We start from the raw sequence: 14,695 nt of genomic DNA, 5'->3' as shown, positions 1-14,695 counted from the left end.
GACAGAAAGAAGTCTTACTTCATGGCCCGATGTAATGCCTGTGGATCAATTAATTTGTATGCAAATTATTTCCATATCGCGGTTATTTTATTTCAAATACTTCGCGCGGCCATGCCTTCGATTTCGACCTTCAGCTCGGGCCGTGCCAGTCCGGCGACATAAACGAGCGTGGTCGGTGGAAGGCTGTCACCCAGTAACTCAGCGCGGATGTTTTTGGCGCGTTCCGGGTCGAGCCGGTCCACGAGGAAGATGTTCAGCTTCACCAGACTGGCCGGAGTGAGGCCCTGACTGTCGAGGATGCCGACAATGTTGCGCAGAGCCAGTTCGTATTGCTTTTCCGGCTCTTCGGGAATTGTACGGTTCAAGTCCAAGCCGACCTGGCCTGCAATAACCAGAAGTTCCGTGCCGGACGGAATGACTGCCAGATGTGAATAAGCCGCTATAGGCGGTGCGACATTGTCAGGGTTTAAAATCCGAACGGAATTCTTTGTTTCGTCTGGCAAGGTCGCCTCTATCTTTGGAGAGCATTCAGGCCCGAAACGGGTCCGGGCCTGACATAGAAATCAACCGATATCTTCGACCTGATCGAGATACTGACCATATCCCTCCGCTTCCATCCGGTCTTTTGGAACGAAACGGAGTGAGGCCGAATTGATGCAATAGCGAAGGCCGCCGCGATCAACCGGCCCATCCGGGAAGACATGGCCCAGATGACTGTCGCCATGTGCCGAGCGCACTTCGGTCCGTACCATGCCATGCGAGATATCGTTCAGTTCGGCAACATTGGCGGGTTCGATCGGCTTGGTGAAGCTGGGCCATCCGCAATGGGACTCATATTTGTCGGCCGAGGCGAAGAGCGGCTCGCCCGAAACGATATCGACGTAAATTCCCGGCTCTTTGTTGTAGAGATATTCACCGGTCCCGGGGCGCTCGGTGCCGCTTTCCTGTGTGACGCGATATTGCTCGGGCGTGAGCTTCGCAATCGCTTCGGGGTTCTTGCTGTAGGTCATGATATGCGCTCCCTTGATATGTGCCCTGAATCTAGGACGAAGGGAGCAACTATTCCAGCCCGTCGCAAGTGACGAACTGTTGAAGAAGGAAGGTTGCGTGCGAAAAAGATTTTCTTCACATGCAACAAACGCTTCAATTGCAGAGTTCAGTCAACTGCGATCATCACGTCGGATGCCTTCACCACGGCATAAGCGGCGCCGCCAGCTTTCAGGCCAAGCTCGTCGACAGCCTCGTTGGTGATGGACGAGGTAACGACCACACCATTGCCGATATCGATCCGGACATGGGATGTGGTTGCCCCTTTGGTGACTTCGACGATTGTTCCCTTTAGTCGATTGCGGGCGCTTATCCTCATTGTGCAGTCCTTTCGAAGGTTGATTTCGATCGCTGAATATAGAGTGACTCCACATATTTGGAACAGAAAAACCCCCGCTGGAGCGAGGGTTCTGTTTCAATAATTTCGCGAAGATGAACCTTATTTGGCAGTGACCACTCGCCCTCCTGGAGCGGCCTTGCGAGCACCTGCGAGAAGCAGAACAGCGATGCCGCAGAGGGCCGCAAGTGTATAGAAACCAGCATCGTGATTGCCCACTGCGACATCGGCCCAATTCTTGATTTGCGGCGCGAAGAATGCACCGAGATTACCGATGGAAACAATGAAGGCGATGCCGCTGGCCGCGCCGATCCCGCCCAGATAACGGGTAGGCAGGCTCCAGAATACAGGTTGCGAAGCTGTGAGGCCCGGCACGGCAATGCAGGCCGCAAGAAGCATCAGCCATGGGTTGCCGGTAAGCCCGATGACGGCAAGCGCCACTGTTCCAGCGATGACCATGCCCATACAGACAAGCCGATGCTGGTTGGTCTGGTCGGCCAGAACCGTGAAATAACGGGTTGCGATGACCGAGCACAGCCAGGGAAGGGCGAGAAGCGAGCCGATAAGAAGATTCATCTGCCCATTCGATGCTGCCTGTGCGAAGCGCGATGGGAAATAGAAGGTCAAAGGCGCGGTGCCGATCTGCAGGAAGAAGTAGATGCCAATAAAAGCCCAGACGCGGCGGTCTTTCAGTACCGACATGGCTGAATGCTGAGCCTGTGTTTCTTTTGCGGCTTCTTCCGCGGCGATAACCCGTGTGAGGGCATCGCGCTCCTCGACCGAGAGCCAGCGCGCTTTTTCGGGGCGATCCGTCAGGTAGAAAAGGGCGATGATCCCGACCAGTGATGCGCCAAGCCCTTCGACCACGAACATCCATTGCCAGTTGGTGAGGCCAAAAATACCGTGATGGGTCAGCAACCAGCCGGAAAGCGGGCTTCCCAGGACGAGCGCCAGCGGAACGCCAAGATAAAAGATACCGGTCGCGCGTGCGCGCTGCTTCGCGGGGAACCAATAGGTCAGATAAAGCAGGACGCCCGGATAGAAACCGGCCTCGCAAACGCCGAGCAGAAAACGCAGCGTGTAGAAGACGCCTTCCGTATGAGCGAACATCATGGCGGCGGAGACGATACCCCACGAAATCATGATCCGGCTCAGCCAGAGGCGTGCGCCGACCTTGTGCATGATGATGTTGCTGGGAACTTCAAAAAGCGCATATCCGATAAAGAATATGCCGGCTCCGAATGCATAGGCAGCGTCACTTAAGCCCGTGTCAGCCTGAAACTCGGACTTGGCGAAACCGATATTGGCGCGGTCCAGAAAGGCCAGGATCAGCATGATTGCCAGAAATGGCAGAAGTCGCTTTGTCGCCTTGCCAACGGCGGAATCGACGAGATTGTCTTGCATCGTTGAGCCTCCTCCTCAATGCTGCCCCTCCGGGCACGATGGTGAAGCGGAAACTAGTCGCAATTCTCTGATAAATATATAGCGCATATATGAATATATGGCGATGTATTTGAGGCTTTACCGGTATATCCGGTGCGATGACAGCTGCTTTAATCTTTGGTTCTATGTGTAAGTTGAGGTTTAATTTATATATAAATAGTATTTTTAGTATGCGAGTTTTGATGGATTATCAACGATAGTTTCCTATTGGAATAATCCGTGATTTTGCGTGTCAATCACCGGCTGATCCGCACGCGCGGGAAAATTTCCATGGTCAGATAGTGCTCATCGAAGCTTGAAATATGGACGAGAGCTGACCGGTTCAGAAATTCGACCTCATTATTGCGGAAGACGAGAAGATCGTCCTCACGAAGTTCACGCAGCATCCGGTTGATATGGATCGGCGTAAGCCCCAGCGCATCGGCCAGCTCGCTTTGTGTCAGCGGACAGAAAAAGCTGTTTTCATCACCCGTTCCGTTGATCCGCGCCCTGTGCCCCAGTTCGAGCAGGAGATGTGCGATACGCACAAGTGCACTTCGGCGGCCTATACTGATGAGATGCTCAATCAGAATGGCACGCTGGCGCGCCATCAGTTCCATGAATGTCATTGCAAGGCGAGGGGAGTTGAGAAGGCTTTCGGTGAGATGATCCAGGGAGATTTCGAGGACAGAAAGCTCGGTAACCGAAATCAGGGTATAATAGTTGAAGCCGAGCCCGGTTCGGAAACCCAGAAAATCACCTTTCATGGGAAAGTCCAGAATCTGGCGGTCGCCATCGGGAAGATCGCGATAGATGCAGCCCCAACCGCTCTTTATTATGTGAACCGAGTTGGCCCAGTCTCCCTGGCTGCTCACCACGGTGTGCGGGGCATAGTTTTTTGAGGATATGGGCAGGGCGCTAAGAACGCTCAAGTCGCTTTCATTGAAAACCGCACTGATAGGCGCGCTTTCCAGAAAATGGCGCAGCGTTTTTGCTTCGTCGGCATTTACCACCATAGAGCCTACCTGCCGTTTCGCCCAGCATGAGTGCATATAAGTTTAAAGTCGAGCGACCCCCACGGTTCGTTTCCCCCAGCTCTTCCAAGGAAGCCAGGTATCTAAAGAGTTTCAGCGAGGCCATTTGTTTTGGCAAGGTAGTAATTTCTACCACTAATTGGGTATATATCCGCGCTTTGTCTAAACCATATTTTGCCGAAACCCTTAATCTAGGTTAATGACACTCAAATAAATTTCAGGCAGTCTTTTCATCAAAATAAGAACAAAAACGAGAATTGCTTCCGGGGTTTTGTCTAGATCTCAAGAAGAAAAAATATAACAGGTAACCGATGCGCTTCCGTGATTGTGATGTGCAAACAATGGGGTCATGCGCATAAGTCGGATTAGAGGGCGAACAGATGAACATTTCTCCACAATTCAGTAGCAGGACGAGTGAATTAAAGAATAATGGCTTTGGGGCGTCAAAAGATAGTTCTTTTAAACCTGAACAGCCTAACGACAGCATGTTGCCGCTACTGGTCATCATAGACAACCGTGCGTTGGATCGCGAATGCCTCGCACATGGACTGACAAACCACAGCATCGAAATGTCGATCGCCACATTCAGCTCGTTCGAGCAGTGGCAGCATCAGCGCAAGGGCCGCACCGCAGGTGCAGTGCTCTTCAACATCGGTGGCCAGAAGGTTTCGGACCCGGCTGTCGGCAATTATCTCAATCGCATTGTTACTGACTGCGCTCCGGCACCGGTCATTCTTCTGGCCGACAAGGAAGAAATCTCGCAGGTTCTCAAAGCGCTCGACCATGGCGTGAAGGGGTATATTCCAACATCGGTGAATGTGAATGTCTGCGTTGAAGCATTGCGGCTCGCCATGGCAGGGGGAACTTTCGTTCCAGCCAGCAGCGTGCTGGCTCTGCGTCACGCCACCGATCCGAATTCGCAGCGGCTGCAGCCTCTTGGCGGAATGTTCACCCAGCGTCAGGCCGAAGTGGTCAATGCGCTGCGCCGGGGCAAGGCGAACAAGATCATCGCCTATGAGCTGAAGCTGCGGGAAAGCACGGTGAAGGTTCATATCCGCAACATCATGAAGAAGCTGAAGGCGTCCAACCGTACCGAGGTGGCTTGCATCATCAACGAGCTGTTTCCGTCGGAGACTTCGTTTTCCGATCTGCAATAGGTCGGAAACTGGAACAGTGGGCGTTCGGCAGCCTGCGGATTGAATTATTCCGTGAAGGAGAATTTTGGTGATTATCTCCGACGTTTCAGCAGGAAACGGGAGGCAGCCGGTGGCTGACCTGCTCGATATTATAAAACGTAGAAGAATGATGCTTGTCGTGCCGGTGCTTGCGGGCATCGGCGTCGGCTTTGCGGGCTATCTTACAGCACCGATCAGTTATGTGTCGGAGTCGGTACTGGTGCTGGATATGCGGCGATTGCAGGCACTGCCCAGTGAAAGCGCAATCACGCCGCTACCGCAGGACAGTCCGGTTCTGCGGTCCGAGCTCGACATCATCAATTCGCGCATGATGGCGCTGAAAGTCATCGACATCCTGCAAGCGGAGAACATTGTCGTGCCGACGGAGTTCCGTTCGCGCACGGTGTTGTCGTCTGCTTCGGATACGGGCTCGCAAACGAAAGGTGCGCGTGATGTCGATCCGGCGATGCGCGAACGCCAGCAGATCGACCTTCTTCTCTCGCGGTTGCGGGTTACCAATGACGGTCGGTCCTACACGATTTTCATTTCCTATCGTGCGTCCGATCGGGTTTATGCGGCACAGGTCGCCAATGCCTTTGCGACGGCCTATCTCAATCACCAGATCGATGTGCAGCAATCGGCCACGCGGCGTATCAGCGATTGGCTTGGCGATAAATTGGGCAATTTGCGCAGCGATCTTGAAAATGCAGAACGCGCGGCGGAAGAGTTCCGCCAGAAATCCCGGCTTGCAGGCGAGCAGGGGCAGATCAGCTTTCAGGCCCAGCGCGTTGCGGCGCTGAACAGCGAGATTGTCGCGGCAACAGGTGCGGTCTCGCTTGCCGAAGCGCGGCTGCGCACGGCCCAGGAGCTGAAGAACAACAATGAAGCGCCTGCGCTCGCCGAAGTGCTGGCATCGCCAGCGATCCAGAGCCTGCGCAATGAGGAGGCGCGTGTCGAGCGTCAGCTTGGCGAGTTACAGTCGAATGGAGCGCTGAAAAGTGCCGAAATTCCGGTGCTGAAGGCTGAACAGGAAGCGCTGAAGCAGCAGATTTCGAACCACGTTGGTGAAATCATCAAGAGCCTCGGCAATGAAATCCAGATCGCACGGCAGCGGCGCAGCGGACTGGAAGATGCGCTGAAGAATGCGGAAGCCGACCTTGCCGAAGCCAACCAGGCGCAAGTCAAGGCCGGGCAGCTCGACCGTGAAGCCAATGCCAGCCGCACGGTCTATGAAAGTTATCTCACACGCTACAAGCAGCTGATCGAGCAGGACGGCATCGCCGCGCCGGAAGCACAGATGATCTCGCCTGCCGAACCGGCCATGGCCAAGGCCAGCCCGAACTTGGCCAATTGGCTGCTGCTGGGGCTGGGGCTGGGTGGGCTCGTCGCGCTTGTTGGCACCATGCTGAAGGAAACATTCGACAAGATCAGGCCTGCGCAAACGGCATCTCTGGTGTTGCCCGGCATTCCGGCAGCGACGCTGCTGCCGGTTTCGCCGCGGCTGACTGTACCGCTTCTCGTCAATCGCGGTCTCGATCCGGCCAGCCCGTTCGGTCGCGCCATCAAGTCGGTCCATGACCGTCTTCGGGTCCTGACACGCGGTCGGGATTCGCTGGCACTGTCCATCGTTTCGCTGTCTGACGGCGAGGGAAAGACGCTGCTGATAACCGCACTTGCACAACAGATAGCGGCGACGGGCCTGACGGTTGCGGTCATCGACGCGACGAACAAGCGAGCGGGCTTGTCGGAGGCCTTCGGGCTTCCGCACAGCGATTACGGTGGCGTGTCGACCGGACGTCTGCTCACTGGCGCAACACTTATGCATGATCACGGTTCAGGGATCGATATTATCAAGCCGAACAGGCAGATGCGCGAGGGAGACTGGCTAGCCGATCTGATTGCCCAATTGCGCGCCGATCACAAGATTATCCTCGTGGATCTACCGGCGGTTATGGAAGACAAACGTTCGGTTCTCCTGTCGCGGGCGACGGATACGGCGCTTCTCGTCGTGCCGTCCGACCGCCAGGATCAGCACGCAACCAATGCGCTCATCCAGACGATGGCGTCTTTCGGGCGTAAACCTGCACTTGCGGTCGTGAACCACAATTCCTCGTCCTATCGAAGCTGGATAACGGTACCTGTCGTGCTTTGCGGGCTGGGTCTGCAGAAGGCGAAGCGGAGCGTGAGCGCCATGTTCTCGCGAAGGCGCAAGCCAGCCACAGATGGCGTTCAGGAACAGGCGTGAGGGGCAGACCATGTCACACAAGATCATCAAAAACCGCATCGGCATGCATCTCCGGGCCACTATGCTTTCCGGGCTCCTGCTTTTGGGTGGCAGTTTCGGAGCGCTCGCCGATGGGCAGGCCTATCGCGTCGGCCCCGACGATGTGCTTCAGGTTACCGTCTACGGGCAGCCGTCGCTTACAGGGCTTTATCCTGTCGATGTGGACGGCAATATCGGCTATCCGGTGGTAGGCAATATTTCCGTCACCGGGCTGACCACCAATGAGATCAGCGAGAAGATCGCGGGATCTCTATCCCAGCATATTCCGGGACTGACGGTCACAGCAACGATCAATCAATATGCGCCGGTATTTGTCGTTGGTGATGTGAAGGTACCGGGAAAATATCAGTTCCGGCCCGGAATGGTGGTGCTTGAACTCATGGCGCTGGGTGGCGGAGCCGGAAAAGCGGAATCTCCAGCCCTGACTGCCGGGATGCAGCTTATTTCCGCGCAGCAGGAATATGTCGACCTGCAGATGCAGATCACTGCCATGGCAATCCGGCGGGCCCGTTTCGAGGCGGAACTGAACGGCACGGATTTTACTTATACTCTGCCGGATCAGGCGGCTGCGAACAAGGAAACCGTGGCTCTGACGCAGAAGATGCTGGACGGTGAAAAGACAGTGTTCAACGTCCGCCGCAACAATCTTGCAGCCGAGCGTCGAGCGCTTGAAGCGCAAGCAGCGAGCTATGGCGATGAAATCCAGACCCTGCAGCAGAGTATCAAGCTGCACGACACCGAAATTGGGCTGTTGCAGGAGAATGTGGATTCCAGCAAGTCACTGGTGGATCGCGGCCTGGCCGCAAAATCCAACCTGCGCGACATGGAGCGTGATCTGTCGGCCACACGGCGGGCCGCGCTGGAGCTTGCTTCGTTTCTTGCACGGGCGAGACAGAACCAGCTTGCCATGGAGCAGCGCATCGCCAATCTGGAAGAAATTCGCAAAAGCGAAGCGGCTACCAATTTGCAGGATATTGACCTCAACATTGCCCGCATGGAGCGCCGCAGCAATACACAACTCCAGGCTATGGCCGAGATCGCCAAGTCTTCCGGTAATATTTCCGCGGCCACGCTGCGCCAGAAACTGGTGTTCTCGATCAGTCGTATCGTGAATGGCAGCTTTCAGGATATCGTCGCCAACGAAAGCACGGAAATCAAACCGGGTGACATCCTGCGCGTCGAGCTGGATATGAGCAGGGTCGGCGGCTCGCCGTCATAGGTTGAGAGTTTCACTTCAATGGAAACTTAGGAAGGCGGGGCGTCTCTTCGTGCTTCGGGACGACGCTGCGCGTCTCCCCGGCATGAGGGATGCCGAGGAGACTTGTCCAGGATCGACAATATCGAAGAAAACGTCGCGCTTGATCGGAAAAGCGGGTTCCGCTTTTCCGGGGGCTTCAAGCGGCGACAGGATCGGCGGCTTCCTCCAACCAATCGCGATAGACTTCACGCAGGCCGTCCTCCAGACGAATTTGCGGCTTCCAGCCCAGCGCCCGCATCCGCGACGTGTCGAGGAGTTTGCGCGGTGTACCGTCCGGTTTGCTGAGGTCGTGTTCAAAGCGACCTTCGTAACCGACGACGCGGGCAACGGTCAGCGCCAGATCCTTGATTGAAATCTCTTCACCCGTCCCGATATTCATCGGCTCAATGCCGTCGTAGAAACGCAGTATGTGCAGGCAGGCATCGGCAAGATCGTCCACATGCAGGAACTCCCGCAAGGGTTTGCCGGTGCCCCAGAGCGTCACATGGTCGGTCCCTCGCACCTTGGCCTCGTGAATCCGGCGGATCAGTGCCGGCAGGACATGCGAGGTGTTGGGATCAAAATTGTCGTTTGGACCGTAAAGATTGGTCGGCATCGCCGTCATGAAGTGATTGCCATATTGCCGTGCGCAAGCCCGCGCATATTCAAGCCCTGCAATTTTGGCGACGGCATAGGCTTCGTTGGTCGCTTCCAGCGGGCCTGTCATCAGGGCATCCTCGGTGAGAGGCTGCGCTGCGTCGCGGGGATAGATGCAGCTTGATCCGAGCCACAACAGGCGTTCGACACCGTTCTGATGGGCAGTGCGGATGAGGTTCATGCCGATGGCGAGATTGTCATAGAGAAAATCTGCCGGATATTGCGAATTGGCAAGGATGCCGCCAACGCGAGCGGCAGCGATGATGATGACATCGGGTTTGCGACCGCTGATGAAATTCTCCGTTGGTCCCTGCCGGGTCAGATCGAGTGCGCTGTGCGCTGCAGTGATGATGTCGCAATCCGTGCCTTGCAGGCGGCGCAGAATGGCCGAGCCGACCATGCCTGTATGCCCGGCAACGAACACCTTCTTGCCTTCGAGTGAATAAAACGGAGCGGGGGTGATGTCAGCCGTAGAAGTCATTGCGTCCAACCTCCCGCATGATGTTGCGCAAATCCCAGTCGACCATTTCGGTGACAAGATTGTCGAAGCCGGTCCTATGCTGCCAGCCGAGGCGATTTTTCGCCTTGGATGCATCGCCGAGCAGGAAGTCGACCTCGTTCGGACGGAAATAGCGGGGATCGATCTCTATCAGGCAATTGCCGGATTTTCGGTCGCGGCCGATTTCTTCCACGCCGTTACCGTGCCACTCGATCTCCTTGTCGACGGCCTTGAAGGCGTGTTCGACAAACTCGCGCACGGTGTGCGTTTCGCCGGTCGCCAGCACATAGTCGTCGGCGGTGTCTTCCTGCAGGATACGCCACATGCCCTCGACATAATCACGCGCATGACCCCAGTCGCGACGGGCATCGAGATTGCCGAGCCGAAGCCTGTCTTGCAAGCCGCGTTCAATGGCCGCGACAGCACGGGTGATCTTGCGGGTAACGAAGGTTTCGCCGCGAAGCGGGCTTTCGTGATTGAACAAAATGCCGTTGGAAGCATGGAAGCCATAGGCGTCGCGGTAGTTTACCGTCGTCCAGTAGGCATAGAGCTTTGCTGTCGCATAAGGACTGCGCGGAGCAAAAGGCGTCTGTTCGTTCTGTGCCTGGGGCGAGCTGTTACCGAAAAGTTCCGACGTGGAAGCCTGATAGAAACGGCATGTCTTGCCGAGACCCAGAATACGCATGGATTCGAGCAGGCGCAGCGTGCCGAGCGCATCGGCATTGGCCGTATATTCAGGCGTTTCAAAGCTTACCTGAACATGGCTTTGCGCGCCGAGATTATAAATCTCGTTGGGCCGCACTTCCTGAATGACACGGCACAGATTGGTTGCATCGGTCAGGTCACCGAAATGCAGGCGGAAGCGAATGTCCTCCTCATGCGGGTCCTGATAGAGATGATCGATACGCGCAGTGTTGAACGAGGAAGACCGCCGTTTCAGACCATGTACGCGATAGCCTTTTTTGAGCAGAAGCTCGCTTAGATAAGCGCCGTCCTGTCCAGTCACACCGACGATGAGAGCTGTTTTCTCTTGCAAGGGCTTCCCTCCGACCAAAGCTTTCCAAAGCTGCAATGAAACCATGTTAGCGATTTCCTGCGTGGGCAGAACGGCTCCAAAACGGCAATTGCGGGCCGGAACATCCCTCTTCGGATGAGGCTTGAGGCGCGCCCGGTATGTCCGGTTTCACCCAAAGAGGTAGGCGGTTCGCCCGGTGTCGGTGCGTGCCATGCCTTTGTGTTTCTTGCGGTATCTGCTGCGCAGTTGCGATGCTCGTTTCAACGGGATCGAACAACAGGACGTGAAATCATGCGTGTGGTGCTTGCCAATCGTTACTTCTACCCGGACCAGTCGGCGACGAGCCGGATGGTGACGAGCCTTGCCCATACGCTTGTGCGTGAAGGCATCGAAACGACAGTGCTGGCAAGCCGCAGCTATCACGACAAGCGGAAGGACGTGTTGCCCGCGCGTGAAACGATCGACGGCATAGATGTGCATCGCATATGGACCTCGGGCTTTGGTCGGGGCAAGCTTGTCGGGCGCGCGGTCGATTATGCAACCTTTCATCTGTCCGCGGCCGCCTGGTTTGCATCTAATGCCCGCAAGGACGATGTCTGCGTCGTCTGTACCGATCCGCCGCTTCTTTCCGTTTCGGCAGCGCTGCCTGTTCGCTTGCGACGGGCAAAGCTGGTCAACTGGGTGATGGATCTTTTTCCCGAAACGGCAATGGAACTCGGCCTCATCAAGTCCGATACCGTTTCCGGTAAGCTCGCCCTGATCCTGCGCAACTGGTCGATGCGCCAGTCCGCACTGACAATCTGTCCGATAGACCGCATGGCGCATTATCTTTCGACGCGGGATATTCCGGCGGAAAGCCTGAGCGTGGTTCACCACTGGGCCGACCGCAACGAAATCGTTCCGGTGGAGCCGTCGCAGAACCCCTTGCGCCGTGGCTGGGGGCTCGGTCGAAAATTCGTCATCGGTTACTCGGGCAACTTCGGGCGCGCGCACGAGTTCAAGACGGTGCTCGATGCTGCGGAGCGGCTCCGGCATATGAAAAGCATCGTCTTTTTGATGATCGGCGAGGGGCAGCAGCGTGGTTTCGTCGAAAGTGAAGTCAAGCGACGCGGTTTGACCAATGTGATGATGAAACCATTCCAGCCCGTGGAAAAGCTCTCCGAGAGCCTTGGCGCGGCCAATGTGCATCTGGTTTCGCTGAAGCCGGAGCTGGAACATTGTATCGTGCCCAGCAAGTTCTATGGCGTCCTCGCGGCGGCCCGTCCGACAATCTTCATCGGTGATACGGAAGGCGAGATCGGCACAATCGTCCGCGATTTTCAGTGCGGTATGGCGCTGAGACCGGGCGATGTCGATGCATTGGTCAACGCGATCCTTCATTTGCGCCATTCGCCTGTGGGACGCATGTCGATGGGCAACAATGCCCGCTATCTGATGGAAACGGCCTATTCGCGTGAATATGGCGCAGCCGTCTGGCAGTCGGCCATCTCGCGGCTTGAGGAAAAGGTGGTGCCACAGGCTATGCCGGTTCTCGACCGGCAGTTCCAGCCGAGGGAATTATGATGGATGGGTCGGTCGTTGTCAGCCAGTTGGGCGCCCGCCGGCACTATGCAGTCCCGCGGATTTTTGCGAATAATCAGAAGCTGGCACATTTTTATACGGACATATGCGCTTTTCAGGGATGGCCACGTTTCCTCAACAGCTTGCCCTCCAATGCGCTCCCATCCTCTGTTCGGAGATTGATTGGACGCAAACCCCAGGGAATTCCCCAACAACAGATGACAACTTTTCCGGGCTTCGGACTGCATTCCGCCGTACGCAGACTGGCGAACCAGACCGGGCCGAAATCCACTGCCAATGCAATATGGGCTGGTGAAACCTTCGGAAGGCTGGTCGCTGAAAGCGGATTTCACGGCGCAAGTGGTGTCTATGCCTTCAGCGGTGAAGCTGTTGAGCTGTTGTCGGCTGCGCGAAAAATGGGTCTTTGGACAGCGATCGATCAGGTGATCGCGCCGCGCGCCATCGTCGACCAGCTTGGTTATGAAGAGGAATTGTTGAACCTGGGGTGGCAATTGCCGCTCGAAAGCGATGGATATTCCGAGGCTTTCGCGGAGCGTGAACGAGCCGAATGGCAGCTGGCCGATGTGGTTGTGTGTCCATCACCTTTTGTTGCCCGTCATGTGGTTGAAGAAGGTTGTGCTCCCGAAAAGATCGTGGTGGTTCCGACAGGTGTCGATACGCGTTTCCAGGTTGAACGGAAACCACGGGCACCAGGCAAATTGCGCGTGCTGACAGTGGGCGCGGTTGGCTTGCGCAAAGGTTCGCCTTATGTCGGCGGGGTTTCTCGATTGCTGGCGGGAGAGGTGGAATTCCGGATGGTCGGCCCGCTGGAACTGTTGCCGGAAGCACAGAAGAAGCTCGCCGCCTCGGTCGAATTGACAGGCCCCATTCCGCGCAGCGAGATGCGCAAGCAATTTGAGTGGGCCGATGTCTTTCTGTTGCCTTCGTTATGCGAAGGGTCGGCGATTTCCGTTTATGAAGCGCTGGCCGCTGGGCTGCCTGTAATTTGTACGGAGAATACGGGCAGTGTCGTTCGCAACGGTATCGACGGCTATATCGTGCCTATCCGGGACGTCATGGAGACAACAGAAATCCTGCGGGAACTTGCAAGCAATCCGGCAGCGCTGGAACGGATGGGCGAAAGCGCCCGCGAACGCGCGGCTGATTTTACTTTATCGCGTTATGGCGAACGGTTGACCTCAGCAATCTTTCGGGAGAAGGCGGCATGAACATTGTCCACGTCATCGGTTCCTACGATCCTGCCAAGGGCGGCCCGCAAGCCGTCGTGGTGCGGCTTGCAGCAGCGCAGGCCACGCTCGGTCATGAAGTGACAATCGTGAGCTATAGCGATGATGAAGTGAGCGGTCGCGCCGTCAGCGCCACGGCCACAATTCCCGGTTTCGACAAGGTGCGTACCCTGCTTTTACCAATGCCTGACCTGCGGGAAACCTTGTTCGGCGGGGCTGCAGCAAAAGCAATGGAGATGCTGCTGTGCTCGGCAGATTTTGTGCATCTTCATGGCATATGGGAAACCAATCTGTTGCGGGCATCAATGCTTTGCCGCCGCTATCGTGTGCCATATTGCGTATGTTGTTGCGGTATGCTTGACGTGTGGAGTATGCAACAGAGCGCATGGAAGAAGAAGATCGCGATGATGCTCGGTTTTCGTCGTATGCTCGACGGTGCAGCGTTCATCCACGCGCTGAATGCGGATGAAATCGAGCTGATGCGGCCGCTAGGCCTGAAATCACCCTCGATGATCATCCCGAACGGAATTTTCCTCAATGAAGTCGAGGGCGACAAGGATATTGCCGTGCGCGGATTGCCGGAACGGCCCTACATACTTTTTCTGTCGCGGCTGCACTACAAGAAAGGTCTTGATATACTTGCCGATGCCTTTCGTCGTGTTGCCACCTTGTTCCCTGATGTGGATCTGGTTGTCGCGGGTCCTGATGGTGGTGCGGAAGAAGATTTTCGGCAGCGTATTCGTCAATACGGGCTTGAGACGCGGGTACACATGACAGGCGGGCTCTATGGTTCGGCGAAGATCGCTGCCCTGAAACAATCGGCCTGTTTTTGCCTGCCAAGCCGTCAGGAAGGATTCAGCGTCGCCATAACCGAGGCGTTGGCCTGCGGCGTACCGGTTGCGATTACCGATGTATGCCATTTTCCGGAAGTGGCTGAAGCTGGTGCCGGTGTGGTCTGTTCGCTCGACCCGATGGCTGTGGCTTCAGCGCTTGAGCAAATTCTGGAAGATCCCGATCACGCGAGACGCATGGGTGCGGCTGGTGCCAGACTTGTGCGGGCCAACTACACCTGGCCACGCATCGCTCTCCAGACAATTGCGGCCTATCAAAGCTTTCAGCCGCAAAAAAGCGGCGCCGTTGCGGGCAGCAAGGCGCTCCGGTCCGTTCCTGCTTCCTGATTG

General features: G+C 56.2%; 13 protein-coding genes. 6 read left to right on the top strand and 7 right to left on the bottom strand.

Going from position 1 to position 14,695, the window contains the following annotated elements:
* Window positions 1-92: 92 nt before the first annotated feature.
* The 5 genes from AAE521_RS11135 to AAE521_RS11115 form a co-directional block, all read right to left on the bottom strand.
* Window positions 93-503, bottom strand: a complete 411-nt coding sequence (locus AAE521_RS11135) for a RidA family protein (RefSeq protein ID WP_071630900.1) — start codon at window positions 501-503, stop codon at window positions 93-95.
* A gap of 60 nt (window positions 504-563) precedes the next feature.
* Window positions 564-1,010 (bottom strand): peptide-methionine (R)-S-oxide reductase MsrB, encoded by a 447-nt coding sequence (gene msrB, locus AAE521_RS11130; protein ID WP_010658562.1) that lies wholly within the window; start codon window positions 1,008-1,010, stop codon window positions 564-566.
* Between the two features lie 146 nt (window positions 1,011-1,156).
* Window positions 1,157-1,366 carry a TOBE domain-containing protein gene (locus AAE521_RS11125; RefSeq protein WP_342061340.1) on the bottom strand — a complete coding sequence of 70 codons (210 nt, stop codon included), beginning with the start codon at window positions 1,364-1,366 and terminating at the stop codon, window positions 1,157-1,159.
* Window positions 1,367-1,486: 120 nt separating this feature from the next.
* Window positions 1,487-2,788 (bottom strand): MFS transporter, encoded by a 1,302-nt coding sequence (locus tag AAE521_RS11120; protein WP_071630899.1) that lies wholly within the window; start codon window positions 2,786-2,788, stop codon window positions 1,487-1,489.
* Between the two features lie 275 nt (window positions 2,789-3,063).
* A complete protein-coding gene (locus tag AAE521_RS11115; RefSeq protein WP_010658565.1) occupies window positions 3,064-3,822 on the bottom strand; it encodes a Crp/Fnr family transcriptional regulator in 759 nt (252 codons plus the stop codon).
* Between the two features lie 398 nt (window positions 3,823-4,220).
* Here AAE521_RS11115 and AAE521_RS11110 point away from each other — a divergent pair, with 398 nt between their 5' ends.
* From AAE521_RS11110 to AAE521_RS11100, 3 genes are all read left to right on the top strand, one after another.
* Entirely contained in the window at window positions 4,221-4,997 is a 777-nt protein-coding gene (locus AAE521_RS11110) for a response regulator transcription factor (RefSeq protein ID WP_012092799.1), read from the top strand.
* A 67-nt stretch (window positions 4,998-5,064) separates the two neighbouring features.
* On the top strand, window positions 5,065-7,260 hold the full coding sequence (locus AAE521_RS11105) for a GumC family protein (protein ID WP_342061339.1): 2,196 nt from the start codon (window positions 5,065-5,067) through the stop codon (window positions 7,258-7,260).
* A 10-nt stretch (window positions 7,261-7,270) separates the two neighbouring features.
* Window positions 7,271-8,518 carry a polysaccharide biosynthesis/export family protein gene (locus AAE521_RS11100; protein WP_342061338.1) on the top strand — a complete coding sequence of 416 codons (1,248 nt, stop codon included), beginning with the start codon at window positions 7,271-7,273 and terminating at the stop codon, window positions 8,516-8,518.
* A gap of 175 nt (window positions 8,519-8,693) precedes the next feature.
* Here AAE521_RS11100 and AAE521_RS11095 read toward each other — a convergent pair whose 3' ends face one another.
* Window positions 8,694-9,674, bottom strand: coding sequence for a GDP-L-fucose synthase family protein (locus tag AAE521_RS11095; protein ID WP_071630896.1), 981 nt, complete (start codon window positions 9,672-9,674; stop codon window positions 8,694-8,696).
* Complete coding sequence (gmd, locus tag AAE521_RS11090; RefSeq protein ID WP_342061337.1) at window positions 9,658-10,728, bottom strand: GDP-mannose 4,6-dehydratase; 1,071 nt, start codon at window positions 10,726-10,728, stop codon at window positions 9,658-9,660. Before gmd ends, AAE521_RS11095 begins: the two co-directional genes overlap by 17 nt.
* Before the next feature lie 270 nt (window positions 10,729-10,998).
* On the opposite strand from gmd, the gene AAE521_RS11085 reads away from it, so the two are divergent.
* From AAE521_RS11085 to AAE521_RS11075, 3 genes are read left to right on the top strand one after another with little or no spacing between them, the layout of a single operon-like run.
* Window positions 10,999-12,270, top strand: coding sequence for a glycosyltransferase family 4 protein (locus tag AAE521_RS11085; RefSeq protein ID WP_071630895.1), 1,272 nt, complete (start codon window positions 10,999-11,001; stop codon window positions 12,268-12,270).
* Complete coding sequence (locus tag AAE521_RS11080) at window positions 12,270-13,496, top strand: glycosyltransferase family 4 protein (protein WP_342061389.1); 1,227 nt, start codon at window positions 12,270-12,272, stop codon at window positions 13,494-13,496. Before AAE521_RS11085 ends, AAE521_RS11080 begins: the two co-directional genes overlap by 1 nt.
* Window positions 13,493-14,692: a glycosyltransferase gene (locus AAE521_RS11075; protein ID WP_071630893.1), complete on the top strand. Its 1,200-nt coding sequence runs from the start codon at window positions 13,493-13,495 to the stop codon at window positions 14,690-14,692. Before AAE521_RS11080 ends, AAE521_RS11075 begins: the two co-directional genes overlap by 4 nt.
* Window positions 14,693-14,695: the final 3 nt, after the last annotated feature.

Source organism: Brucella cytisi (assembly GCF_038433355.1).
Lineage (GTDB): Bacteria > Pseudomonadota > Alphaproteobacteria > Rhizobiales > Rhizobiaceae > Brucella > Brucella cytisi.
This window is presented reverse-complemented; position numbering and strand designations above follow the sequence as displayed.

Bases quoted from the DNA above. Each gene is read 5' to 3' on its own strand.
- AAE521_RS11095 (WP_071630896.1), bottom strand. From the start codon at position 9,674: ATGACTTCTACGGCTGACATCACCCCCGCTCCGTTTTATTCACTCGAA.
- AAE521_RS11080 (WP_342061389.1), top strand. From the start codon at position 12,270: ATGGATGGGTCGGTCGTTGTCAGCCAGTTGGGCGCCCGCCGGCACTAT.
- AAE521_RS11100 (WP_342061338.1), top strand. From the start codon at position 7,271: ATGTCACACAAGATCATCAAAAACCGCATCGGCATGCATCTCCGGGCC.
- AAE521_RS11115 (WP_010658565.1), bottom strand. From the start codon at position 3,822: ATGGTGGTAAATGCCGACGAAGCAAAAACGCTGCGCCATTTTCTGGAA.
- msrB (WP_010658562.1), bottom strand. From the start codon at position 1,010: ATGACCTACAGCAAGAACCCCGAAGCGATTGCGAAGCTCACGCCCGAG.
- AAE521_RS11110 (WP_012092799.1), top strand. From the start codon at position 4,221: ATGAACATTTCTCCACAATTCAGTAGCAGGACGAGTGAATTAAAGAAT.
- AAE521_RS11085 (WP_071630895.1), top strand. From the start codon at position 10,999: ATGCGTGTGGTGCTTGCCAATCGTTACTTCTACCCGGACCAGTCGGCG.
- AAE521_RS11120 (WP_071630899.1), bottom strand. From the start codon at position 2,788: ATGCAAGACAATCTCGTCGATTCCGCCGTTGGCAAGGCGACAAAGCGA.
- AAE521_RS11125 (WP_342061340.1), bottom strand. From the start codon at position 1,366: ATGAGGATAAGCGCCCGCAATCGACTAAAGGGAACAATCGTCGAAGTC.
- AAE521_RS11075 (WP_071630893.1), top strand. From the start codon at position 13,493: ATGAACATTGTCCACGTCATCGGTTCCTACGATCCTGCCAAGGGCGGC.